The 24,042-nt window shown below is 43.2% G+C and carries 25 protein-coding genes; 16 read left to right on the top strand and 9 right to left on the bottom strand.

What is annotated here, in order from left to right; translation table 11 throughout:
* Position 1 precedes the first annotated feature (1 nt).
* The 4 genes from thiD (at position 2) to ACH0QE_RS03260 (ending at position 2,686) form a co-directional block, all read left to right on the top strand.
* On the top strand, positions 2-820 hold the full coding sequence (thiD, locus tag ACH0QE_RS03275; protein WP_415799274.1) for a bifunctional hydroxymethylpyrimidine kinase/phosphomethylpyrimidine kinase: 819 nt from the start codon (positions 2-4) through the stop codon (positions 818-820).
* Positions 808-1,452, top strand: a complete 645-nt coding sequence (gene thiE, locus ACH0QE_RS03270) for a thiamine phosphate synthase (RefSeq protein ID WP_415799273.1) — start codon at positions 808-810, stop codon at positions 1,450-1,452. The genes thiD and thiE overlap by 13 nt, the downstream gene beginning before the upstream one ends.
* 12 nt (positions 1,453-1,464) lie before the next feature.
* A complete protein-coding gene (thiW, locus tag ACH0QE_RS03265) occupies positions 1,465-1,968 on the top strand; it encodes an energy coupling factor transporter S component ThiW (protein ID WP_415799284.1) in 504 nt (167 codons plus the stop codon).
* Positions 1,969-2,071: 103 nt separating this feature from the next.
* A complete protein-coding gene (locus ACH0QE_RS03260; RefSeq protein WP_415799272.1) occupies positions 2,072-2,686 on the top strand; it encodes an exonuclease domain-containing protein in 615 nt (204 codons plus the stop codon).
* A gap of 35 nt (positions 2,687-2,721) precedes the next feature.
* Here the strand turns inward: ACH0QE_RS03260 and trhA are convergent, their stop codons facing one another.
* On the bottom strand, positions 2,722-3,369 hold the full coding sequence (gene trhA, locus ACH0QE_RS03255) for a PAQR family membrane homeostasis protein TrhA (protein WP_415799271.1): 648 nt from the start codon (positions 3,367-3,369) through the stop codon (positions 2,722-2,724).
* Positions 3,370-3,502: 133 nt separating this feature from the next.
* Here trhA and ACH0QE_RS03250 point away from each other — a divergent pair, with 133 nt between their 5' ends.
* Positions 3,503-4,087, top strand: coding sequence for a DUF1836 domain-containing protein (locus ACH0QE_RS03250; protein ID WP_415799270.1), 585 nt, complete (start codon positions 3,503-3,505; stop codon positions 4,085-4,087).
* A gap of 6 nt (positions 4,088-4,093) precedes the next feature.
* On the top strand, positions 4,094-4,324 hold the full coding sequence (locus tag ACH0QE_RS03245) for an excisionase family DNA-binding protein (protein WP_415799269.1): 231 nt from the start codon (positions 4,094-4,096) through the stop codon (positions 4,322-4,324).
* Between the two features lie 31 nt (positions 4,325-4,355).
* On the opposite strand, the gene ACH0QE_RS03240 is transcribed toward ACH0QE_RS03245, so the two are convergent.
* Both ACH0QE_RS03240 and ACH0QE_RS03235 read right to left on the bottom strand, forming a co-directional pair.
* The gene (locus ACH0QE_RS03240) at positions 4,356-6,017 is read right to left on the bottom strand and encodes a PAS domain S-box protein (RefSeq protein ID WP_415799268.1); all 1,662 of its coding nucleotides are present in this window, start codon (positions 6,015-6,017) and stop codon (positions 4,356-4,358) included.
* Positions 6,018-6,185: 168 nt separating this feature from the next.
* Complete coding sequence (locus ACH0QE_RS03235; RefSeq protein WP_415799267.1) at positions 6,186-6,560, bottom strand: hypothetical protein; 375 nt, start codon at positions 6,558-6,560, stop codon at positions 6,186-6,188.
* 141 nt (positions 6,561-6,701) lie between these two features.
* On the opposite strand from ACH0QE_RS03235, the gene ACH0QE_RS03230 reads away from it, so the two are divergent.
* Both ACH0QE_RS03230 and ACH0QE_RS03225 read left to right on the top strand, forming a co-directional pair.
* Entirely contained in the window at positions 6,702-7,193 is a 492-nt protein-coding gene (locus ACH0QE_RS03230; protein ID WP_415799266.1) for an NUDIX hydrolase, read from the top strand.
* A gap of 13 nt (positions 7,194-7,206) precedes the next feature.
* The gene (locus ACH0QE_RS03225) at positions 7,207-8,019 is read left to right on the top strand and encodes an alpha/beta fold hydrolase (protein WP_415799265.1); all 813 of its coding nucleotides are present in this window, start codon (positions 7,207-7,209) and stop codon (positions 8,017-8,019) included.
* Between the two features lie 24 nt (positions 8,020-8,043).
* Here ACH0QE_RS03225 and ACH0QE_RS03220 read toward each other — a convergent pair whose 3' ends face one another.
* A complete protein-coding gene (locus ACH0QE_RS03220; protein WP_415799264.1) occupies positions 8,044-8,988 on the bottom strand; it encodes a Gfo/Idh/MocA family protein in 945 nt (314 codons plus the stop codon).
* A gap of 298 nt (positions 8,989-9,286) precedes the next feature.
* On the opposite strand from ACH0QE_RS03220, the gene ACH0QE_RS03215 reads away from it, so the two are divergent.
* Positions 9,287-11,605 carry an immune inhibitor A domain-containing protein gene (locus tag ACH0QE_RS03215; protein ID WP_415799283.1) on the top strand — a complete coding sequence of 773 codons (2,319 nt, stop codon included), beginning with the start codon at positions 9,287-9,289 and terminating at the stop codon, positions 11,603-11,605.
* 47 nt (positions 11,606-11,652) lie between these two features.
* On the opposite strand, the gene ACH0QE_RS03210 is transcribed toward ACH0QE_RS03215, so the two are convergent.
* From ACH0QE_RS03210 to ACH0QE_RS03195, 4 genes are all read right to left on the bottom strand, one after another.
* Positions 11,653-12,003: a hypothetical protein gene (locus tag ACH0QE_RS03210; protein ID WP_415799263.1), complete on the bottom strand. Its 351-nt coding sequence runs from the start codon at positions 12,001-12,003 to the stop codon at positions 11,653-11,655.
* Positions 12,004-12,093: 90 nt separating this feature from the next.
* Positions 12,094-12,591, bottom strand: a complete 498-nt coding sequence (locus ACH0QE_RS03205; protein ID WP_415799262.1) for a GNAT family N-acetyltransferase — start codon at positions 12,589-12,591, stop codon at positions 12,094-12,096.
* Between the two features lie 350 nt (positions 12,592-12,941).
* The gene (locus ACH0QE_RS03200) at positions 12,942-14,600 is read right to left on the bottom strand and encodes a glutamine--tRNA ligase/YqeY domain fusion protein (RefSeq protein ID WP_415799261.1); all 1,659 of its coding nucleotides are present in this window, start codon (positions 14,598-14,600) and stop codon (positions 12,942-12,944) included.
* Positions 14,601-14,750: 150 nt separating this feature from the next.
* Positions 14,751-16,403 (bottom strand): M20/M25/M40 family metallo-hydrolase, encoded by a 1,653-nt coding sequence (locus ACH0QE_RS03195; RefSeq protein WP_415799260.1) that lies wholly within the window; start codon positions 16,401-16,403, stop codon positions 14,751-14,753.
* 278 nt (positions 16,404-16,681) lie between these two features.
* Here ACH0QE_RS03195 and ACH0QE_RS03190 point away from each other — a divergent pair, with 278 nt between their 5' ends.
* From ACH0QE_RS03190 to ACH0QE_RS03165, 6 genes are all read left to right on the top strand, one after another.
* Complete coding sequence (locus tag ACH0QE_RS03190) at positions 16,682-17,143, top strand: OsmC family protein (protein WP_415799259.1); 462 nt, start codon at positions 16,682-16,684, stop codon at positions 17,141-17,143.
* A 125-nt stretch (positions 17,144-17,268) separates the two neighbouring features.
* Positions 17,269-17,868: a DUF421 domain-containing protein gene (locus ACH0QE_RS03185; protein ID WP_415799258.1), complete on the top strand. Its 600-nt coding sequence runs from the start codon at positions 17,269-17,271 to the stop codon at positions 17,866-17,868.
* Between the two features lie 184 nt (positions 17,869-18,052).
* The gene (locus tag ACH0QE_RS03180) at positions 18,053-19,207 is read left to right on the top strand and encodes an MFS transporter (protein WP_415799281.1); all 1,155 of its coding nucleotides are present in this window, start codon (positions 18,053-18,055) and stop codon (positions 19,205-19,207) included.
* Positions 19,208-19,329: 122 nt separating this feature from the next.
* Positions 19,330-20,088, top strand: a complete 759-nt coding sequence (locus ACH0QE_RS03175) for a threonine/serine exporter family protein (RefSeq protein ID WP_415799257.1) — start codon at positions 19,330-19,332, stop codon at positions 20,086-20,088.
* Between the two features lie 11 nt (positions 20,089-20,099).
* A complete protein-coding gene (locus tag ACH0QE_RS03170; RefSeq protein WP_415799256.1) occupies positions 20,100-20,543 on the top strand; it encodes a threonine/serine exporter family protein in 444 nt (147 codons plus the stop codon).
* Between the two features lie 150 nt (positions 20,544-20,693).
* Positions 20,694-21,326: a histidine phosphatase family protein gene (locus tag ACH0QE_RS03165; protein ID WP_415799255.1), complete on the top strand. Its 633-nt coding sequence runs from the start codon at positions 20,694-20,696 to the stop codon at positions 21,324-21,326.
* Between the two features lie 69 nt (positions 21,327-21,395).
* On the opposite strand, the gene ACH0QE_RS03160 is transcribed toward ACH0QE_RS03165, so the two are convergent.
* Positions 21,396-22,385: an NADPH:quinone oxidoreductase family protein gene (locus ACH0QE_RS03160; protein WP_415799254.1), complete on the bottom strand. Its 990-nt coding sequence runs from the start codon at positions 22,383-22,385 to the stop codon at positions 21,396-21,398.
* 403 nt (positions 22,386-22,788) lie between these two features.
* On the opposite strand from ACH0QE_RS03160, the gene ACH0QE_RS03155 reads away from it, so the two are divergent.
* On the top strand, positions 22,789-23,958 hold the full coding sequence (locus ACH0QE_RS03155; protein WP_415799253.1) for an MFS transporter: 1,170 nt from the start codon (positions 22,789-22,791) through the stop codon (positions 23,956-23,958).
* Positions 23,959-24,042 lie beyond the last annotated feature (84 nt).

The following is a 24,042-nucleotide window of genomic DNA, read 5'->3' as shown; positions in this document are numbered from 1 at the left end:
TATGGATAAAGCTTTGACAATTGCTGGGTCGGACAGTGGTGGAGGTGCAGGTATCCAGGCGGATCTAAAAACGTTCCAGGAGCTGAAAGTATTTGGGATGTCTGCGCTGACCGCTGTAACAGCGCAAAATACGCTTGGGGTACAGGGAGTCTTTCCGATGGAGGCAGAAGCAGTCGCCCAGCAAATCCAATCTGTCGGTGAGGATATAGGGGTCGATGCATTAAAAACAGGAATGCTTTTTAACGCTGAAATCATAGAAACCGTTGCTGAGAAAATAAAGCATTTCTCCTGGGATAAGGTAGTTGTCGATCCGGTCATGATTGCCAAGGGAGGAGCATCACTGCTCCAGCAGGAAGCCGTTTCTGCCCTGAAAGATCATTTGCTTCCGCTTTGCCTCGTGGTCACACCAAATATTCCCGAAGCAGAAGTGCTGACCGGGATGACTATTCACAGTCATGCTGACAAGAAGGAAGCAGCCAGGCGCATCCATGCCCTTGGAGCAAAAAACATCGTCATAAAAGGCGGCCATGATGAGGATGCGAATGAATCTGTTGATCTCCTTTTTAATGGTGCAGACTTTGAGTTCTTCTCTGTTCCGAGAATTGAAACGAAGAACACGCACGGTACTGGCTGCACTTTTTCCGCTGCTATCACTGCACAGCTTGCGAAGGGATTGACAGTATATGACGCGGTATCTTTGGCGAAGGAGTTCATCCATGCTGCCATCGCAAACCCGCTGAGTATTGGCCAAGGCCATGGCCCAACAAACCATTGGGCTTTTAACAGGGAGAAAGGAAGGATCGCGACATGGCAAGGATAAGTCACGGTAAAATGAGAAGCTTGCTTAAGGTGTATTTTATCGCCGGCAGTACGAATTGCCTGGAGGATCCTCGAGTAGTGCTGGAAGAGGCGCGCGGGGGTATCACTCTTTTTCAGTTTCGTGAAAAAGGGAGTAACTGCCTTGAAGGGGCGGAAAAGCTGGCGCTGGGAAAGGAGCTGCAAAGAATCTGCAATAAAAACGGCATACCGTTTATTGTGAACGATGATATCGAAATGGCTCTTGAGCTCGAGGCGGACGGCGTCCATATTGGCCAGGAGGATGAGGATGCACAGGAGGTCCGCAAAAAAATCGGTGACAGAATTCTGGGAGTTTCGGTGCATTGTGTAAAAGAGGCAGAAAAGGCAAAGATTGCAGGTGCGGATTATTTTGGCGTTGGCCCGATTTTTCCAACAGATACAAAGAAGGATACAAGAGCGGTTCAGGGAACTGGACTTATCGAGGAGTTAAAAAATTTTGAGATTCCTATTGTCGGTATCGGAGGAATTACCGATGAGAATGCTTCGCTCGTGATGGAAGCCGGAGCCGATGGAGTTTCAGTGATTACTGCGATCAGCCATGCAGATGACGTCAGTGAAGCAGCTTCAAGATTAAGAGGGGAAATTTTCCGCTAAACGGAGGGTGAAATTAGAAATACACAAAAGCTTACACTTACTGCGATGATGATAGCCATCAGTACAATGACCAGCCATATGCTGTTTATCCCGCTTGGTATTGTGAAGGTGTTTCCTGTGCAGCATTTCATCAATATATTGTCTGCAGTGCTGCTTGGACCATATTACGCGATAGCCCAGGCTTTTGGCGTATCACTGCTGAGGAATTTGATGGGGACTGGTTCAGTCTTTGCCTTTCCAGGAAGCATGATTGGTGCGCTCCTGGCTGCATATTTGTATAAGAAAACGAAGAAAATAGGTTTCGCTTTTGCTGGGGAAGTAGTTGGGCCCGGAATTATCGGTGCAATTGCCAGCTATCCAATTGCGGTGCTTTTTCTTGGCCAGGAGGCAGCTGTATTCGGATTCATTCCTGCGTTCCTTGCGAGTTCACTTGCTGGGGCAACATTAGGTTTTGTTCTTTTGAAGGTTTTTTTGAAGAATGCTGGTGGAAGTATTGAAATGACCAGCAAGCTTTAATTTGGAAATAGTTTCATACGTATGTCTTTAGCTGGAAATGGAAGAATTCCTGCTATATGATAAATGATAGAATCATATATTCCAGCTGAAAAGGGTGACATTTTTGAACAAAGAGAACAAGCTTGGACTAGTAGTGGACGTAGAGACAACTGGACTTGGTCCGGATTCAGATGAAATAATAGAACTGGCTGTGAAGCTGTTTTCCTTTCACGAGGAATCAGGAGAAATAATCGACATTCTTGATGAAGATTCTTATTTAAGGGAGCCGCTGTCGACAACCGCACAAAGAAATTATGACAGAGCGTACCGGATTCATGGGATTTCTTATGACATGGTTCGAGGAAAGACATTTTACGATGAAAAAATTATGGATTATTTCAATCGCACCGATGCGATTTTTGCCCATAATGCTTCCTTCGACAGAAGTTTTTTATTCAGGATGTATCCAGAAGTCAACGAGATGAAATGGTACTGCACGATGAAAAATGTTCAATGGAAGAACCACGGCTTTCCTAACAGCAAGCTGCTGACTTTGCTGCAGGCGCACAACATCTCGAAATTCCAGACGCACAGGGCGATGGATGACATTACATATTTGACGGAACTGCTTAAGCAGCAAAACCCAAATGGTGATTATTATTTGAAGGAAGTATTGGATTACGGTCCGATGCGGAAGTACCAGCCTGCCCAAAAACAAAAAAGAAGGATGTTCTATTAGAAAAAGGTGCCTGTTTACAGGCGCCTTTTCTAATTTTATAGAACATACAAGTAAACACTCAGGAAATGCGCAGTGCTTCCGAGCATAATGAAAATATGGAAAATCTCATGGAATCCAAGATGCTTGGAGCGAAGGAAGTCAGGTTTCAATGCATAAATGACGCCACCAATCGTGTACATGATTCCCCCGGCAACCAGCCAGAATATTCCGGCTGGATTTAACACGGATGAGAGGGGAGATACCACGAAAATAACCATCCAGCCCATGACAATATAGATAGAGGTCGACAGCCATCTTGGACTCCTGAACCAAATCATTTTAAAAAGGATTCCGCACAAAGCAGCGAATGTAATGATGCCGAACAAAGTCCAGCCTGTGACTCCATTCAGGCTGATCAGGCAAAACGGTGTATAGGTTCCGGCAATCAATACGAAAATCATGGAATGGTCGATTTTTCTAAGAAAGGCGATCACACTATCTTTGCTGATGACCATATGATAGGTGGCCGAAGCCGTATACAGCAAGATCATGCTGATGCCAAAAATAGTGACGGATGTAATAGCGAGTGCTGAGCCTGTGGTAAGCGAAGCTTTGATGACGAGCGCAAGCAGACCTGCAAAGGAGAGTAAAGCACCAGCCAGATGGGTCAGGCCATTGATTGGTTCGCGGATGTAGCTGTTCATATTCTTAACCTCCATATTGTTTTATGTAGTTTTAATAACTACTTATAATAATATACACATAACGATACGTAGTCAATGTTTACGATAGTGATTTTTTGCATTATAATAAAATAAAAAACATGAGGGATTACTATTGAATAATCTAGAACAGCTGCTGGCTGAGCTCAAACTTGAAAACAATATCGCACTGGAAGACATCCCGGAAATCGACTTGTACATGGATCAGGTAATCCAGCTATTCGAAAAGAATTTTGGAAGCTCGACACGGAATGAGGATGAAAAAGTCCTGACGAAAACAATGATCAACAATTACTCGAAGGGGAAGTTATTCTTCCCAATAAAAAATAAAAAGTATTCGAAGGAGCACTTGATCCTGATCAGTTTGATCTATCAGCTAAAAGGCGGTTTATCAATCCAGGATATCAAGCAGACTCTGGAAGGGGTTAACCAGAGGACTGAGTCGGGGGACATTCCACTAGGTCATTTTTATAAAAGTTATTTGAAGCTTTATGAGAAAAATGTTGAAATGTTCAGCGAGGATGTCCTGAAAACGGAGCAAGATGTTAAACAGGAAGTGAAGAGGCTGGGGGCAGATGAACCTGAGGAACTCGAAACGGTATTATTGATTGCTTCACTCATTAATATAAGCAATTTTTACAGAAGGACAGCAGAAAAGCTGGTTGACAGGCTTGCGGCTAAAAATAAGAAAAAGGACTGAACCAAGGTGTATTTGACAGTAAAAGAAGCAGCAGAATATTTATCGATCCCGGAATCGAAAGTAGAAAAGATGATTTTTCAGCGGAAAATAAGGGCCATTCACGATGGCGACGATTATTTGATATACAAAGATCAATTCAACACGCATATGAAACAGATGGAGAAATATAAAAAACTTGTTGAAGAAATCATGAATGAACCGGTGCCTGAGGATATCGATATTAAAGATGAGGATTAAAAAAACGCGAAAGGATTGATCCTTTCGCGTTTTATCTTGCTGTTGTTTCGATTCCTCTTACTTTACCTGCGTGCTTGATCGGCAATTGAACGATTACGTCTGTACCTATAGCAGGTTCGCTTTTGAACTTGATTGTACCATCATGAGATTGAACAATTTTAAAGCTGACAGTCATTCCGAGTCCGGTACCTTTTTCTTTGGAAGAATAAAAAGGTTCACCAATTCTTTCGAGCAGCTCTTTGGATATCCCTACACCCTGGTCCTTAACCACAACTGTAACATTGTTATCAAAGCTCTCGAGTGTGATGTTGACGACATCCCCCGATGAAGATGCTTCAATTGCATTCTTTAAAATGTTAATGAACAACTGCTTCAGCTGATTCGGTTCGCATTCAATCATGACGGGCTGGCTTTGTACCTGAAACTCGATTTGGATATTATGCAGGCTCGCTTCTGATTTTAAAAGTGAGATGACATCATGTAAAATAACCTGCAAATCTGCTTCTATATATTTGATTTGTTGCGGCTTGGCCAATAATAGCAACTCGCTGACGATGTGGTTGATCCTGTTCAGTTCATCGATCATGATCTGGTAGTAAAGCTGATGCTTCTCATCCTCCATTTGCAATAGCTGAACAAGTCCCTTTAAAGATGTAAGCGGATTGCGGATTTCATGGGCGACACTTGCTGATAGCTCACCGACTACAGAAAGCTTGTCCGTTCTTCGCAAACGCTCCTCGGTTTGGCGAAGCTCCGTAACGTCCCTTGAGTTGCAGATAATCCCGGCGATTTTGTCATTCACAATAATCGGAAGGGAAGTACTCTGGAAAATGAGCGGCTTACCGTTCTTATGCAGTAATTCCAGCTCAAACATTTGAGGGCAGTGATTTTCAACCACATTGGCAACCTTATCTAGAACAATCTGCCTGTGGGAATCCGGAATTAAATCTGCCAGGTTTTTTCCGATATACTCGTCCCTGCTATAACCAGTGATTTTTTCAAACTGCGGATTAAGGTTTGTGATCGTCCCATTCAAGTCGAGCATTGAAACAATATCAGGACTATACTCAAATAATGACCGGTATTGCTGCCTGCTCTCTTCAAGGAGAGTTTCAACGTATTTTCGTTCAGTAATATCCCGGCCCATTATGACAAGGCCTTGCCGGCTTCCGTCATCATTGAAAAGCGGCACTTTAATCGTATCAAAGGTCTTGGTGGTTCCGTCCGGCTGTGGAAGCACTTCCTCGACACGGATGATTCCGCCTGCATTCCATGCTTCTTCATCGGATATCTCGCAATATCTTAATGCATCGCTGAAATAATTGCTGTATTCCGCAAGCTCCGAGTCTTTCTTTCCTCTATAGTCAACGTTTTCAATATCAAACAGTTTCAACCCAAAATCATTGGCCTGAATCCATCGGCCTTCTCCATCCTTGAAGTTGACGAAATCGACCATTGAATTGATCAGCGTGGACAGTCGCTCTTCTTCTTCTTTTGAAGCACTCAATTCCTCCATCTTCGAGATGAAAAAATAGAAAAACCATCCTGCCAACAAAACATAAAGGACTTCCTTAGTATGTTCGATAATGGCAACAAAGTCTGAAGGAGCGTATAAATTGAGCAGGTAATTTGTTCCGAAAATCCAGGCAATGCTCAGTATGAAAAAGATCAGGACATATTGCTTTTTTTTCATATCTTGACTCCTAAAAAGTAAGCATCAGGCTCACGAAATTTAAAAAAGTGTTACTTATCTATAGTAGCACAATTTATCCAACTAAAATTAAGATTATTTTTAATTTATCTTCTCTTTTATTTGGGAAAATATGCAAAGGACCGAATTAGATTCGGTCCTTAATTGCTATTAAAAATCTCCATCAGAGGCCTGGAACGGAATATTCAAACGGTTTTCAACCGTCCGGAGTCTCTGGTTCAAACGGTTTAAACGGCGCGTGTGCCGCTCGTCGTTTTGATTTAGGCGGGTAACCTCATTATTAAGACGTCCAATTTCCCTGTTAAGCCTTGCAATCTCCCTGTTTTGTCGGCCAATCTCTTTATTCTGTCTATCCAGCTCTGTTTTTTGAACCTGGATCTGCCGTTCAAGCTGACTGACTCTTCGTTCGAGAGCCGGCTGCCTTGAGTGGTCATGTGGTTCCTGCTGTTGCGTGTAATAATTGAAATCATAATGAGTATAAGGGTCAAATTGATGCGGACTGTAAGCATAGTGATTCGGATACATACGGGCACACTCCTTAGTTTTAGCCTGAGTATAAAATTCTCTATAAAATATGTAGGTGAACGCGGAGAGTGATGGGCTATTGCCTAAAAGAGGAAAAAACTGGTGAAGCAGCGAATGGATATATAAGGTGGTGAGTGTTTAATGGGAATGTCAAATTACTATCAGGAGCTCCGAAACAAAGTGGGAAGCGACCTGATTTTTATGCCCAGCGTGGCAGGAATCATCAGGAATGAAGCCGGGGAAATTTTATTCCAGAACAAAGGAAATGGAGAGAAGTGGAGCTTGCCAGCGGGAGCAATCGAATTAGGAGAAGCCCCTGCGGAAGCAGTTGTCAGAGAAGTATGGGAAGAAACAGGTCTTCATGTTGTTCCGGAAAAATTACTCGGTGTTTTTGGTGGGGAAAAATTTCGTTATGAATACCCAAACGGCCACAAGGTTGAGTATATTGTGTTCGTTTTTGATTGCAGCCAAATTGGAGGCGAATATAAGCCAATCGACAGCGAGACTGCAATGCTCCGTTACTTCAACAGTGAAAGTATGCCAGAATTTGCACTGCCTTATCCTGAGAGCATTTTTTTGAAAAATGATAATGAAGAGACTGAGTTTCAGTGGGATGAAGAATGGCTGAGATAGAGGAGATGAAGCTGTGGATTGCAAGGTAAGAAAGGGCAGTATTCACTATGAAGTCATTGGGGATGGGTTTCCCTTGCTGATTCTTCATGCTATGGGTACAGACCATCTTTCGATGATAGGCTGGCTTGAACCTGTTTTTAAAAAGATTGAAGGGTTCCAAAGAGTATATATTGATTTACCTGCCCATGGGCGGAGTACTATTGACGATAGTGTGAAATCAACGGATGACTTACTTGGAAATCTGCTTGACTTTATTGATGATACTTTTGAGGAACAAGAATTTTCGCTGATTGGTGCTTCCTTTGGGGGATATTTGGCCCAAGGGATTTTTCATAACAGGAGAAGCCATGTAAAAGGGATTTGCCTTTTGGCCCCAGCATTGCATGTAAAAGAAAGGAATCTGCCAGAACGAATTGTTTTAGAGAAGGATGAAGAGCTGCTTTCAAGTCTTGATCCTGATATCCGGGCAGCATTCGAGACCCTCTTCATCTATCAAAATGAAAAATCACTAGCGGCCTTCATGAAAGAAATCCAGCCTGGCAGATTATTGGCCAATCGTCAATTTCTTGGTTCGGATTGGAAGACCAAACGTTATTACCTAGCTGATGAACCATTTCACGATGTGCAGACTCTATCGAATCCGGCACTGCTGATTCTTGGCAAGCAGGATTATATTTGTGGTTACAAAGATCATTTTCCTTTGTTGGATAAGTTCCCGAATTCCACAATGGCTGTATTGGATCGTGCAGGCCATATGCTGCATGTTGAGAAGCGTGAACTTGTCCAGGGGTTATTTGAGGATTGGCTGACAAGCAGCAGTCATTAAAAAGAGAGCGCATATCCTGCGCTCTCAACCTTTCCTGAGTTGCTCCAATATAACCTGTGCCTCATAACCAGCGGCGAAATCAATAATTGTTGCTTCTTCACCTTTGATCGCTTTTACAAGATTATCAACCAATGAATCTGTCAGGGAGTTATCAACTTCCAATGGCAGGGTATCCTCGCCAAGCTTGCGGCCTGCAAGCTGTCCCCAGTTCAAGAGGGATAACGTACCCTCTTCTCCATAAGCGGTGAAGGCAATCTCCTCCTTGCCAGCAATCTGGCTCATGCCATCAATAAATACTGGTGTACCATCCGCCAGATTCAAGATTGCTAGGATCGCATTTTCACTGGCGTGCGGGTCCTCAGGGAATTGAATCTGGACATTCTTTACCTCTACTGACCCAAAAATCTTTTGCAGCTGCTGGATGAAATGGACCCCGACTTCAAGAACATAACCACCCTGTTCCTTGCTCGCAACCCATGCATTCTGTTGCCAAGGGCGCGGCCATTCTGGGAAGTGCATCTTCAATTGAACTCTTCTAAGCTTGCCAACAAAGTTTTCTTTGATTAATTTTTCAAATGTCTTGCTGCCAGCACTATAGTTCAGCGGGAAATTCATCGCATGGACCACACCCGCATCCTGCGCCTGTTTTAATAGACTCTCAGCTTCCTCAACCGAGTTGGCCAGCGGTTTTTCACATAAAATATGTATCCCTTTCGCAAGTACATCAGATGCAACGGCATGGTGGAACTTAGGGGGAACAGCGACATATACAAGATCTAACTTAGTATTCTCGAGCATTTCTTGATGATTGGCATAAGCCAGAATACCACCAAGCTCGGCTGCCGTTTCCTTCGCTCTTGCTTCCATAGAGTCGCACACAGCCGCAATTTCCATCTCCGGGTGTTCTTGAAAACCTTTTATCAAACGCTGGCCAATCGCACCCAGGCCAATCACTCCAACTTTTATCATAGGGAGACCTCCAAGTTTAATAGTTCTTTCCTTCCATTATACAAATTATTGTAAAAATTAAATAGTTTAGTAGGTCTAAATTTTTACATGTCGAAATACAGGACTTTCATAGCAGAAATTTAGTAGTTTTTTGGAAAATACACACGAAATTAGTAGAATAATTTGATAATTTAAAATATTGTAAAAATAAAGTTTAATTGATAAAATATTATTGCACTAAATATTCTGAAATCTATTCAAGGAGAGGGGTAGGAATTTGAAGAAAAATTTAGGTCTTAAGGTCCTATCAAGCATTACGATGACCGCAATGCTTGCAAGCACGCTATCATTCGCGTCTGCAGGTCCGGCAACAGTAAAGGCAGTTGAGAAGTCAAGCTACGAGGCCCATGGAGGAGCATCAATTGATTTAGGCATCGCGAACGACGAGAGATTGATAGAAATGTTGAAGAAAGAAGGAAAGATTGCTAAGGATGCAACACCCGCTGAGGCTGAGAAGGGGTTGCAGAAATACTTAAACGCAAGAGCTAAAAGTGGTTTGAAAGTAAGAGATGGATTGCCGAAACCAATTGATAATGTGAAGGAAGGATCTAAAGACTCCGAATCTACTTCTCTTAAAAAAGGTAAAGGAAATAAGTTAGGACAAGCTAACAAAAATGGAGTAAATGGAGTAGAAGAAGAAGAATATAACGGCGATGTCCGCACAGACAAAGTCTTAGTGCTTAAAATTGATTTCCCTGATTATCCAAGAAATTCAATTCAAGAAGATGAAACAGATTTTTATTATGACGATTATACTGAGGAACATTATCAAAATATGATTTTTGGAGAAAATGGATACGAAGGTCCTAATAAAGAAAAATTCATTTCCATGCAACAGTATTATGACCAGCAATCTGGTGGTAGCTATAATGTAGAAGGAACTGTAGCCGGATGGTATACTGCATCTCAGCCTGCTGCATATTATGGAAATAATGATCCTGCTCCTGATGGTAACGATTATTTCCCTCAGATGTTGGTATACGAAGCCCTTATTCAAGCGGCTAATGATCCAAAGGTAAATTTGAGCGAATACGATCAATGGGATCGCGATGACTATGATGATGACGGTGTTTACGCGGAGCCAGACGGAATTATTGACCATTTGATGGTTATCCATGCTGGTGTAGGTGAGGAAGCAGGTGGAGGTGCTCTTGGAGGAGATGCTATTTGGTCTCACCGTTCGAAATTAGGTACTGGACCTATTGCTGTTCCTGGTGGATCATCTGACAGTGATCGTTGGGGTGGTGTGTTAGCAGCTTGGGATTACACTATTGAACCTGAAGACGGAGCAGCTGGTGTATTTATTCATGAATACGGTCATGATTTAGGACTGCCTGATGAATATGACACGGTTTATAGTGGTACTGGGGAAGCTGTAGCTTACTGGTCAGTTATGGCAAGTGGTAGCTGGGCAGGTAAGATTGGCGGAACAGAACCACCAGGATTTAGTCCATATGCAAAAGAAAAACTTCAGGAATGGCATGATGGTAATTGGTTAAGTGGAACAACATTAAACTCTGATGATATTACAAGTGAGGGTACAACCATTTTACTTGATGAAGGAGTAACAAAGGGTACCAACAATGATGCAGTAAGAATTGACCTACCTGATAAAGAGAATACTGTAAATACTCCGACGAGTGGTGAGTATGAGTATTTCAGTGGAAGTGGGAACCTCTTAGACAATTCTATGGTTACAACAGTTGATCTTACAAATGCTGCGAATGCTAAATTAAATTTCAAGGCATGGTATGATATTGAAACAGATTGGGATTATGCTTCTGTAAAGGTAAATGGTGAATCAGTTGCTGGTAATATTACAACTGCGGATGATCCGAATCAACAAAATCCCGGAAACGGAATTACAGGATCAACCAATGAAAAGTGGGTAGATGCTGAATTTGACCTATCATCATATGTTGGTGAAGAAGTTACAATTGAATTCAACTATTGGACAGACCCATATGTAGCAAATCCTGGTTTTTATGTTGATGATATTACCGTTACTGTTGACGGTAATAAGGTTCTTACAGATGATGTAGAAGGTGACTCCAAGTTTACTCTTAATGGTTTTAAAAAGGATAACGGTAAATTCTTTTCTAAAAACTACTATTTACTAGAGTGGAGATCCCATAACGGTGTTGATGAAGGACTGAAAAACATCCGCCGTGGAGATAGCTTAATGACATACGATCAAGGTTTAGTCGTATGGTATGTCGATGAAACCTACGATAACAACTGGACAGGTGTTCACCCTGGAGACGGATTCCTGGGAGTCGTAGACGCTGACCAGCATACAAATTACTGGAGCGATGGAGCTGTTGGTTCTACTCGTTACCAGGTTCATGATGCTGCATTCGGTCTTGATAAGTCAGAAAAAATGTTCTTGAACTATCCTGGCCTGTTTACAATGAAGGACAACTTTACTAAGCGCAATCCATTATTCGACGATAGCGCTGATTACAGCAATCTAGGCATGGTTGACGCTGGCCGCAATGTTCCTAGTCACGGTTTGAAGTTCCGTGTAGTAGGACAAAGTGCTGACGGTTCAGTTGGTAAAGTATTAATCTTTAAGTAAAAAATGTAGAAACGCTGCCGGATCTTTCGGCAGCGTTTTTCTACTTTCTAATCAACATCCGGCTGAAACCCGATTAACTTGGCCTTCTTGTCAGCCATTGGATCTGCATCCGGGAAGGTGATCACAGAGGCGATATAATCCCAGCGCAGGAACATGTGGGTGATACATGTTTCCTCGACCTGGTCTTCGGAGGGAATTGCGGTTCCATCTTCTTTCTGGACGGGAGTCCGCTTATAGCAAGGGTTTTCAACCCAAATCCCCATATTCTCCGCATGTACTATTTTTACAAGATACCATTCATCTGGCTGGTAAATTCCTGTGACATCGCCAATCATGCTTTCGGGAAAATTTTTCAGTTTAATTTGCACCTTTTGGTTAACATAAGCGTCTAAAAACATGGACAATCTCCTTTCCTGAAAAGACTCATCTTATACCTACTTCCTTTTTCAGCAAAAAATAAACATGAAAAAAAGGCCAATTCAGGCCTCTTATAAAAATAACACCATTAATTCTTCATCATGATAGATGCCATCAATACGCATGGCTTTCTTATCCACTCCATAGGTTTTAAAGCCAAGAGAAGCATATAGCCCTTTGGCTGGCTCATTGCTGGCATTGACTGTGAGATAGATTTGCTCAACGCTTTCTAATTGTTCAGCCTGTTGAATTGCTGTTTTTACAAGTTCCCTCCCAGAACCCCGACCGCGCTGTGAGGAGGTCACATACATGGCAAAGATATTTGCGCGGTGCTTCAGCTTGACCTTTCCTTCTGGCACAAGCGTGACAACACCGACCAACTGACCTCCGTCAAACGCGCCAAATGTATATGTTAATTTACTATCCAGCCTCTGCCTGTAATCTAATGCTTCATAATTCATCTCGTCCTCATAACTCGAGCTAAACGCCTCAGGATTCTTAAGCAAGGCTTCATGGCGGAGATCCCGGTAACTCTCAGCATCCCCACCATTTAATCGTCGTATTTCCATTATGCTCACCTCTGTTAAAATTGTTGCTTAATAAAATTCTAGGTGAAAAGCAGATTTCCTTTAAAATTGAGATTTTTGTGTCATGTGTTTCAGACAGATTGGGAGAGATTTATGTGAAAGCTATCAAAAAACAGCCATTATTGTGACAGGTTTGGGGGTGAACACGGAAAAGCTGTCAAGAAAAAGTCGTTATTATGACAGGTTTGGGGGCGAGCACGGAAAAGCTGTCAAGAAAAAGTCGTTATTCAGCAAGGTTAGTTGTCGAACTCAGCCCGCTAGCAACTAGCCTGAACAACAATAAAACAAAAACCTCCCCGTACTAAACTCCGGGGAGGTCACTATACCAATTATTAAAGCTTAAACGAACTCTTCAACGATACAATGCGGTTAAAGACTTTCTTGTCTTCTGTTGTGTGCTTTGGATCGACGTTGAAGTAGCCGTGGCGGAAGAACTGGAATTTGTCCTGCGGCTTGGCGTCCTTCATGTTTGGCTCGATGAAGCCGTTGACAATTTCCAGGGATTTTTCATTCACGTAATCCAGGAATGATTTGTTGTCTGCTTCTTCAGCTTCTTCTTCTTCGCTGTCCAAAATCAACGGCTCATACAGGCGGAATTCTGCTGGAAGTGCATGTGTTGCATCTACCCAGTGGAGAGTTCCTTTTACCTTACGGCCAGTGAAGCCGGATCCGCTCTTTGTTTCTACATCATATGTGCAGTGAAGTTCAACCACTTCGCCATTTTCATCCTTAACTACTTCATTACATTTAATGAAGTAAGCATGCTTCAAACGTACTTCATTGCCAGGGAAGAGGCGGAAATACTTCGCTGGTGGGTTTTCCATGAAGTCGTCCTGTTCAACATAAATCTCGCGGGAGAATGGGATTTTGCGCGTGCCCATTTCCGGGTTCTCAGGGTTGATGTCTGCATCGAGCCATTCCACTTCGCCTTCCGGATAATTCGTGATGACGACTTTCAATGGACGAAGCACTCCCATCGTACGCGGAGCCTTCAACTTAAGGTCTTCACGTACAAAGTGCTCGAGCATTTGTGCGTCAACCGTGGAGTAACCTTTGGAAACTCCTGCTGCTTTTACGAATTCACGGATAGCTTCTGGCGTGAAGCCGCGTCTTCTCAAGCCGGAAATCGTCGGCAGGCGAGGGTCATCCCAGCCATCGACATATCCTTCTTCGACAAGCTGCTTCAGTTTGCGCTTGCTCATGACCGTGTTTGTCAGGTTCAGGCGGCCGAATTCGATTTGCTGAGGTGTTGCTTCCATTTCACACTCACGGACAACCCAGTCGTACAGCGGACGCTGGTCTTCGAACTCGGTCGTGCACAAGCTGTGGGTTACACCTTCAAGCGCATCCTCGATCGGATGGGCAAAAGCGTACATTGGGTAGATGCACCATTTGTCGCCTGTGTTATGGTGTGTTGCATGGGAAATTCGATAAATGACCGGGTCACGAAGATTGATATTTGGTGAAGACATGTCAATCTTCGCACGCAATACTTTTTCTCCATTACCGAATTCACCATTCTTCATGCGCTCGAATAAATCAAGGTTCTCTCCCACTGAACGATCACGATACGGGCTTTCCTTGCCAGGCTCTGAGAGTGTCCCGCGGTACTCACGGATTTCGTCAGCCGACAAGTCATCGACATACGCCAATCCCTTTTTGATCAACAGGACAGCACGGTCATACATTTCATCGAAGTAATCAGATGCAAAGAACAATCCTTCCCATTCATAGCCCATCCATTCAACATCTTCCTTGATGGCATCGACAAATTCCTGGTCTTCCTTTAGCGGGTTCGTGTCATCGAATCGGAGGTTTGTCTTGCCGCCGAATTCATCTGCAAGGCCGAAGTTGATGACAATGGATTTTGCGTGACCGATATGTAGGTAACCGTTTGGTTCTGGAGGGAATCGAGTCACGACTTTATCGCGCTTGCCACTCTCCAAATCTTCCTTTATGATCGTTTTTATAAAATTAGAGTTTTCTACCAATTAAATCAGCCTTTCCTTTGATCAGTCTCATTATCTTTATTTTAATGATTACTATAATATATTTCCACTGAACTATATAGTAATAAGAAAAAAGCGGAAAAACAAGTGGTGAAATATCAAAAAGGTGCCTTAAATCAAGGCACCTGCTGATTATTCCGCTAAAAGATTCCGGATGACTTCGAAAGTCAGGTTCGGGACTATTTTAACAGAGTAGTCTATTTCCATCCGTTCATATCGTTTATGGGCATCCAGCCCATAAGGTCCAATGTTAATCACTGGCACATTGAGCTCGCGGATTTCCTGGTAGTCCACGAAAAATTTCGTTCCCCAGCTTGGATTGTTCCGGGATGCGAAGTCCAAAGCTTCATCATCATCACTCAAAGCGACAAAACTCATATCGGATATATAAGGAAAGAAACTGCGGACAACGATTGGCTCAGCGTATCCCGGCTGTACCGTTTTGACAGCGCTGTCCAAAGCTTTAATCAGATTTTGCTCATCGTCGGTTTCACCGGCCACTTCAATCCTCGGTGAGTAGAGGGAGGAGTAAAAGATAATGATTGCCGGACTCTGGTCTGGCATCCATTTCCAGGCTTCTTCGACCACTCTGGCTGCGTACATCCTTAGGTCCAGGCTGGCATCTAGAAGAAGATCATCCTTAAATTCCACCATGTGGGCAGTGTAATCAGTGCCATGGGTCTTGATGAGTTCAGCTTCCATTTCTTCATAAGTCATTACCCTAGGCTTCCATTGAATCACCCTACTTGGCTCACTGATCATTTTGCAAAATTGCTGATAACGCTCTTCGTATAGCTTCAATGCTTTTTCAAAAGCAATATGAGCTTGCTCCTTCAATTTCTCCAAAACATCCTTTGGCGTCCAGGAGTGAATGAAGAAATTGTAATAAACATAAGCAGCCAGAGCCGTTTGCACAGTATAGTTTGGCTTCAGGTCCATCTGTTTCAAAGAAACCGGCGGCATTGTCGTTTCACCGAGTGATTCATTGCACAGTTCAGGATTATAGTCGATTTGTCTGGTCAGTTCAGCAGCAATCAGGTTCGGATCCAAGCCTTCGAAAGCGGAACCGACATGCGTTTCAGAGCCTGTAATGTAAAAAGAAGGGAGCAGCTTTCCGACAGTTCCTTTATAGATATAGCGGTTTTTATCTCCCGAATACCGTGGTGAGACAAAGTCGCTATTGACTGCAGCGACATATTCAAAGTTGTGATCTTCTTTCCAAACGTTCAGGTCTTTGACGGCAGAGAGGATTCCATACGAACTGTCCTCTTCATCACACTCCGTTAAAAAAACAAGATTGCCATCGAGCTCCTCTGGGTGTTCAGAAAAGTATTTCAGGAGATAAAGGTTGGAAGCGACGCCGCTCTTCATATCAAGCACCCCGCGTCCAAACATCCATTCACCTGATTGCGCATGCTGATCTACAAGCGGTGGCAGCTTCTCTTTTTTAAGCTCAACAAGCAGTTGGTCTGGATCGAATGCCAAATCAGCCAGCTGTGTAAAATCATCAATTCCTACTGTGTCAAGATGTCCCATCAAAATGACAGTACGGTTGCTGTTTCCTTTTGTGCCTTTAACAAAAGCCATGACATTGTACCGTTCGAGTACATCATTCTGTGTTTGCGGTTTGATCACGTGTGACGGATTCTCTATAAAATAAGGAAACGATGAAATCATCGTATAAAGTGCCTGGGCAATTTCGTTCTCTCCACTTGTATTGACAATGCTCCCGATGTTCACAAGCTGCTTCGTATAAAATAAAACCTCATCCCTGCAATCAAGCATCCAAAGCATCCCCCTTTCAGAATATTCGGGTTTTAATATCAAGCTAACTCAAATGAAAGGGAAATACAATAGAAAAAAGTGGTTAAGAAAAAGCCTATAAGGGATTCCCTTTATCTAGATGGACTATAATCTGTTACTATTTCTAAATTTGTACAGATTGTTAATCTTTTCACAATCTGTACAAAACATGATGAACCTTTTGTGTACCTTGCGTTTTAGTGAATGATTTTTCGGAAAAAAATGGAAAATAAAGGTGTAGAATAAAAGGAGGGAATATCATGCCAAAAGAAATTTTTAAAGCCACTGCTGAATTGCAAGAAGGTGTAAAGGTTGATGTCCAGGCGAGGGGGTTCCATATCACGATTGACGAGCCTGTCAATTTAGGAGGGACCGACCAGGGGATGAATCCTGTGGAAATGCTACTTGGTGCCTTAGGAGCTTGCCAATCCATCGTAGCCCGAGTGTACAGCCAAAAATTCGGAGTGGAATTAGAGGATTTCCGCGTCGAATTGGAAGGGGACCTTGATACCGATGGTTTCATGAACAAGTCAGATGTGCGTCGCGGCTATTCAGATATTCGCTATACCTACTATATTAAATCGCCATCTCCGGAGGAAAACATCAGAGCACTGGCAGATTTCATTGCTAAGACCTGTCCGGTGGATGATACAATCTCAAATCCAGTGAATGTGGTTAGAAAAGAAATTGTCATTGAGAAGAGAGCAGGACAAGAAGTTTAATAACCAAGAACGGCATTACACTTGTATATGCCGTTTTTTTAAAACGCTGGGCGACCTAACAAATTCATCATAAAAATTCCTTTTTTGGAGAAATTATTAGAAGTAATTCCAGAGGAGGATGGATAATGGAGTTAGACTTTATTTGGAAAGCTTTTGTGTTAATTGTTTCTGGAATTTTGTTATTGAGGGTCGCGGGAAGAAAGTCAATTTCGCAAATGACCCTTGCCCAGACGATTGTGATGATCTCAATTGGTACGATTATTGTTCAGCCGATTGTCGAGAAAAGTGTGTGGAAGGCTATTATTGGTGCGGCCGTATTTGTAGCTGCTATCTTGATTATGGAAACTATGGAATTAAAAATGAATTTCTTTGAAAAGTTCATTACGGGAAAATCCAAGGTCGTGATTCAAAATGGACAGTTGAATGTCAAGACGCTGAAAAAGATGCGCCTTACTGTTGACCAACTGGAAATGAGAATGAGAAATAAAGGAATCAGCAGGCTGGAAGATATAAAGACGGCAACAATCGAGCCTAATGGCCAGCTGGGATATGAGTTGATGGATGACGCCAAGCCCCTGACTGTCGGCGAATTCAAAAAAGTCCTGAATGACTACCTTCCGGAAATGGTCATGAGCATGGAAGGAAGGCAGGAACCTGCTAAGTCGAGCATTTTTAATGAATTAAATAAATCGAATAAGCAACACAATCCCAAGTATCTTCAATGAAACAATTTTTTCCTTTTATTTATAGAGCTTGCTGTGCTATTATTTAGAAATGCGAAATATGTATATATAAAATCTTCTCGTGTGGAAGATTTTTTTCTTTGTTTAAGAACAGCTGCAAATAAAGGGGAGAAACAAATTGTCACAAACAAAAGAGCCTTTATGGACTTCTTCGTTCATAAAACTGATGGTAGGAAACCTGTTTATTTTCATGTCCTTCCAGATGCTGATTCCAACATTGCCACCTTATATAAAGTCAATTGGCGCCAGCGGGACTGAAATCGGACTTGTCACAGCGCTTTTTTCAATCGGGGCAGTCTTGAGCAGGCCGTTTATCGGTTTTTTGCTGGAGTACAGAGCGAGAAAACCTCTCGTCTTGATTGGGGCGCTGTTGCTGTTATTGATTACATTCCTGTATCCGTTGTCTCAAGTAGTTGTTATTTTCCTGGGGTTTCGCCTGCTTCATGGTCTTGCGTGGGGATGGTCAACAACGGTGAATGGAACGGCTGCAGTCGATGTAGTCCCCAACTCCCGTCTAGGTGAGGGTATGGGGTATTATGGTCTTTCAATCACCATCGGGATGATCATCGCTCCAAGTCTTGGAATATTCTTATTCCAGGTCACTTCATTCGAAAATCTCGTCTATATATCAGGAGCGCTTGGTGTCATAGCACTCATACTACTTGGGACAGTACAATATCAAACTCCTGATGAAGTACTTAATGCTAAGAGAGAGGATTTAAAATTCACCTATCTAGGCTCCCTGGTTGAAAAATCAGGATGGTTCCCGGCATTTGTTACCCTGATGGTATGTTTAGGGTATGGAGCTATTGTTACGTTCATTGTCATTTTTGCTGAGGAACGGCGAATCGATCAAATTTTCCTTTTTTATCTGTTTAACGCGATTCTCGCTTCTTTTTCTCGCCCGGTTGCAGGAAAGTGGTTTGACCGGAAGGGGCCAAGAGGGCTGGTCATCGTAACGATAGCCGTCACTTTCATCGGCATGTGGGTACTTTCCTTTGCCCATTCCAACCTAATGATCGCCGTTGCAGGGGTGCTATTCGGCATTGGGTTTGGCTCATTGATTCCGACACTCCAGTCGTGGACTTTATCCATGACGACGCCGTCAAACCGCCGTGGAGTCGCTAACGGCATGTTCTTCTCCTCGATTGACCTTGGAATAGGCATCAGCGGTTTTGTTTTTGGTGTGATGGCACAATATTTTTCAATTGCTGCTTTATTCCAGATATCAAGTTTGTTTTTGATCATTGCCTTGATCTTAACCATTATGCAGGGACGCAAATCAAAAGAAGTCCGCCAGCCAAAAGAAGCAATTTCATAGTTTTGATGCCAGAGGCCAGTCCGTTTAATAGGACTGGCTTTTATATTGTTGCTAACATGCACTCTTATGATTTAAACTGATAAAGAAATTTACACAGTACGGATTGGTAAGTGAGGACTTTTATGGAGAATCAGGATCAAACATTCGAAGTTATGCGTGCCTGTATGCTGGCTGGAAAAATCATGCTTCAAAGCGGTGCTGAGACATATCGGGTGGAAGACACGATGTCGCGGATGGCTTCTGCGTTCGGCATTAACCAGACGCATAGCTATGTAACACCAACCGGGATTATTTTTTCAGTAGAAGGGGTAGGCCCCGAACGTACAAAGCTTGTGCGGATTTCGGAGCGGACGACAGATTTAAGAAAAGTCGCCATGGTCAACAGCATCTCGAGGAAAATAAGCAGCGGTGAAGTGGGATTGGCAGAAGCATGCAAACTCCTTGTGGAGATTGAGCAAGCTAATTTAACATACTCGTTTGCAGTCCAGATTGCTGCGGCTGCTATCGCAAGTGGTTGTTTTACAATTATGTTCCAGGGAAGCTGGCTGGACTTCCTGCCTTCGATGGCTGCCGGGGGAATTGGCTTTTTCCTGGTTGTTTACTTTCATAAGATTGTCCCAGTTAAATTTTTCGCTGAGTTCCTGTCATCCTTCTTTATTGGGATGGTGTCGTTCTTCTTCATTAAATTTGGTCTCGGGCAGGAGCTTGATAAAATTATCATAGGCTCAGTTATGCCACTAGTACCGGGATTGCTGATCACGAATGCGGTTAGGGATCTGATGGCTGGGCATTTGGTTTCAGGGTTATCAAAAGGTGCAGAAGCACTGTTGACGGCATTTGCTATTGGGTCGGGGATTGCGGCCATTTTATCTTTTTTATAGGAGAAAAAGCGATGATTTATGTTGAACAGCTACTAACGAGTTTTATAGCATCCGCGGCTTTCGGGATCATTTTCAACGCACCGAGAGAGTCGCTGGTCAAATGCGGCATTTCCGGGATGGTAGGCTGGCTGCTTTATTTTGCACTTGATGTCAATGGATTTGGGGCAGTTTTAGCCACATTGATGGCCTCATTTTTAATTGCCGTTGTCAGCCAGGTATTCGCGAAGGCCTACCGGACGCCGATCATTATTTTTAGCGTAGCGGGAATTATCCCGCTTGTGCCAGGCGGCCTTGCCTACGATGCGATGAGGAACTTCGTGGAAAATGATTATAGTGTAGCTCTTTCCTTGGCAGCTAAGGCATCAATGATTTCAGGTGCAATAGCCGTCGGATTAGTCTTTTCTGAAGTAATTAACCAGGTAATCAGAAGGTCAAGCCTTGGTCCTGTAAAATAGGGGAAATGACTCATGTGAAAATGTGAGTCGTTTTTTATGGGAAAAAAAGAGTTCACTTAATGAATTTATCCAAATTCTACCGTCGTTAAAAGGGATTTTCAGGACCATGCAGAATTACTTTTAATATACTTTTTTAAAAGGGGAAAAGACATGGAAATTCTATTGATCAGGCATGGTGAGTCGGAAGGGGATATCCTTCAGGTGCATGAAGGCCGGGCGGATTTGCTGCTGACGGATCATGGACGCAGGCAGGCAAAGGAAATGGCTAAAGTGGTAAAAGAGAAATACATGCCAGAAGTCATTTGGGCAAGCACTTTGAAACGTGCTCGAGAAACGGCAGAAATCCTCAGTAAGGAAACGGGAATTCAGGTCATCGAAGAGGAAAGTTTGAGAGAGTTTAACAATGGAGTCTTGGCAGGGGTGCCATATGCAGAAGCAAAGATTCGCTATCCAGAGCCTGAGGGAGGCAGGAAACCTCATGAGGCGATTGAGGAAGGGGAATCCGAACTTGAATTCCGTTTCCGTGCGCAAACAGTATTTTCAAAGATTCTTGCAGAAAGCGCAGGAAAGAAACGAATCGCGATTGTCTCGCACGGCGGAATGATTTCTAACCTGTTAAGAGCGTTCTTGAATCTGCCAGTTTTATCGGATACTTATTTTCCTACTGGAGATACCGGAATCCATTTGCTTAGATTGAATGGCAGCCAGAAGGCTGTAATGTTCCTGAACGACTGCGGTCATCTTGCAAAAGTAGATTCAGAGCAGCTGGCAGCACATAGTTAACGAAAAAAATATCAATTAGTCTCTTAAAAAGCCCGAAACCAGTAAATTAAACTGGATTCGGGCTTTTTTTTACATTTTCACAATCGTCCGTCCGCGATTCTCACCTTTTAATATTCTGGAAAGGACGCCAGGCAGTTCATCTAATGACACTTCGTTTTCAATCGTTTCCAATAATCCTTCTGGCTTCAAGTCGGTTGCCATCCTCTGCCAAAGAAGCTTTCGCATCTCCATTGGGCAGTATACGGAATCGATGCCAAGAAGGTTTATTCCTCTCAGTATGAACGGGAACACGGTTGTTGGGACATCTGTTCCGCCAGTCAAGCCGCTGACTGCGACAGAACCGTTGTATTCTAGCTTACTGAGGATCGCAGATAACGTTTTTCCGCCGACGGGGTCAACGGCTGCAACCCAAAGCTGCTGATCGAGAGGCTTCGTCTTTTCACCAACGAGCTCTTCACGGCTGATGATTTCTTCAGTTCCAATTTTGCGAAGGTATTCTTGCTCCGAAGCTTTCCCTGTGCTGGCAACGACGTGATACCCTCTTTTCGCCAGCATCGCCACAGCAACGCTGCCAACTCCTCCAGTTGCTCCTGTAACGAGAACCTTTCCTTTTTCTGGAGTAAGCCCATTCTCTTCCAATCGGTGCACGGACAATGCTGCGGTGAACCCAGCTGTTCCGAAAACCATTGCTTCCCTTAAACTTAACCCCTCAGGCAAAGGCACAATCCATTTTGCTGGAATACGCGCAAATTCACTGAACCCTCCATAGTGGGAAACACCTATTTCATAACTGGTGGCGATGACTTCATCGCCTTCCTTGAAGCGACTGTCATCTGAACGGACAACCGTGCCGGCAAGATCGATGCCAGGCACGAACGGATAGGACCTGACAATCTTGCCGTTCGGTATGCTCGCAAGTCCGTCTTTAAAGTTGACGCTCGAATAGGCAACCTTGATCACTACATCACCAGCAGGCAAATCATCCAGTCCAATCGTTTTTACTTCTGCTGAAAAATCACTATCTGTCTTGTTTACCATAAAAGCTTTGAAATTGTCCATAACTTCCCAACCTTTCTAGCTTGATAGTTTAAGTATAGGGCATAAGCATGCCTGACTTCTAATAACTCAACTTACCCAAGGCTCCCCATTTTAACATCCATTAAACAGGCTGAATATGACTTTTGTTGTTGCCTAATACCAGCTTCCAAATTGTTAAGTCCATCACGAATTTATTACGATTTTGTGTCCACTTATTCTGGTGTGACGGACTTCACATATCTTTTAATCTGCCTCCCTTAAGATTTAGTTAAGTAAGGTACACAGTGGAGGTTAGGGCTACTAAACATTATTAAATCAATTTTTCACTATTCACAAAGTGTTTACAATTTAACCCTATTATGACTGTTTTTCCATGATAAGATGAATTTTGAAATCGGGAACGATTTACAGGGAGGTAGCAAAGTTGTACAAATTCGAGAAATCTTTTTACTCCAAAACAAGCATGTATTCCTTTGTCGTTGTGATGATATTGTTCTTCTCAATGTGGTATTCAACTTCGAAGTTTGTCCATATCGATATGGCGCTTCTGGGATATGTAATTTCATCGGTGGTCTTTGCGATTGGCCTGACTATCAGGGTGAGCTTCTGGATGTGGCGCAAAGCCACGAACAGGGTGGCAAAGCGGAGTGTTGATAATCTTTTTAATAAAGAAAGAGTGAAACGAAATTCAAAAGCTTTAGTCAAAACATTGATTGATAATATCATTTTGCAAAAATTCATTTTCCAGCGGGGTATTTACCGCGGAATTCAGCACTTCATGATTTCATGGGGCTGCATCATCTCATTCGCGATTACATTCGGGCTTACATTTGGATGGATGCGTTTTGACCTGATTGACCCGGGAACATACCAGATCATCGTGTTCGATATGCCGACCATCACGATGGCAGCTGACGGGGTTTTCGCCGAGATCGTCTATAACGGCTTGAATATCGGCGCAATCATGGTGTTGATCGGAGCGGGGATGGCCCTTTACCGACGCATCACTGACTACGATGTAAAAGTAACCCAGCGATTCGAGTTCGATATTCTGCCATTGATTATTCTTTTGGCAGTGACAGTTACAGGCTTGATTCTGACAATCATGTTCACATTCCTTGATGGCTGGATGTATCATTATATGTCACTCATCCACCAGGTAACAGTCATCATCATGCTGATGTACTTCCCATTCGGAAAACTGTTCCACGTGCCAATCAGGCCGCTGGCAACAGCTGTACCAATGAGTTATCAAGAGGTGGTCAAAGTGGATACGAAATCATGTAAAAGCTGCGGACAGCCATACAGCAATGATGACCAGATTGCGGATGTCCAGGCAATATTAAAAAGCCAGAATTTCGACCTGCAGCTTGCGGACGGCTCATACCTTTCAGATTATTGCACAGGCTGCCGCCGCAGGATGAGAGCATTAAAACAAATGAATCTAGAAGCACCAAAAGGCAACCCATACGGACCGGTTAATACAAATAACGGTATTCACATATCAGGCTTCAGCAAAAAACGTTCGGAAGAGTTTTACGGACTTGACCAGGATTCAAAGGAGGAAAAAGTAGATGAGCCAGTTTCTCGTTAAAGAAGGCGTAAAGAACCAGATTCGCAAAGGTGAAAAACTAGTCACAACGCATTGCTGCTACTGCGGGATGCAGTGCGGCATGCA

Origin of the sequence: Mesobacillus sp., from assembly GCF_047739415.1 — a bacterium.
Taxonomy (GTDB): domain Bacteria; phylum Bacillota; class Bacilli; order Bacillales; family Cytobacillaceae; genus Mesobacillus.
Note: the sequence above shows the minus strand (reverse complement) of the source record. Positions and strands in the feature narration are given on the sequence as shown.